Raw genomic sequence first — 405 nt, 5'->3', positions numbered from 1 at the left:
GTGTCGAGCCGGAACGTCGGCGGGAAGCTCGAGCGCGCGTAGGTCCGCAGCGAGCGCGCGTCGTAGCGAAACGAGCCGCCGCGGATCACGCACGGCGCGACGCCGAGCTGGATCGTGTTACGCGGGTTGCGGTCGGGGCCGTGCATGTAGAACGCGACATCGTCGATGTCCTCGCACCACTCGAAGACGTTGCCGGCCATGCCTTCGATTCCGTACGGCGAGGCGCCGCGCGGAAACGCATCGACCGGCCGCGTGCTGCCGTCCTTGCCGGTCACGGTGATGCCCTTGGAGCGTGCGTGGCCGAAGTTCGCGAGCTCGGGCGTCGGCTCTTCGCGACCCCACGGGAACTTGTTGCCGTCGGAACCGCGTGCCGCTTTCTCCCATTCGGCCTCGGTCGGCAACCGC

General features: G+C 69.1%; 1 protein-coding gene. It reads right to left on the bottom strand.

Features of this window, described 5'->3' with window-relative positions:
• A partial coding sequence (locus tag I6F37_RS42735; RefSeq protein ID WP_225154789.1) for an SUMF1/EgtB/PvdO family nonheme iron enzyme occupies nt 1–405 on the bottom strand: 405 nt, incomplete at both ends.

The sequence above is a fragment of the Bradyrhizobium sp. NBAIM08 genome (assembly GCF_020193935.1).
In the GTDB taxonomy this organism is placed as follows: Bacteria; Pseudomonadota; Alphaproteobacteria; order Rhizobiales; family Xanthobacteraceae; genus Bradyrhizobium; species Bradyrhizobium yuanmingense.
The sequence above is the reverse complement of the archived record's forward strand: the minus strand, read 5'-3'. Positions and strand labels throughout refer to the sequence as shown.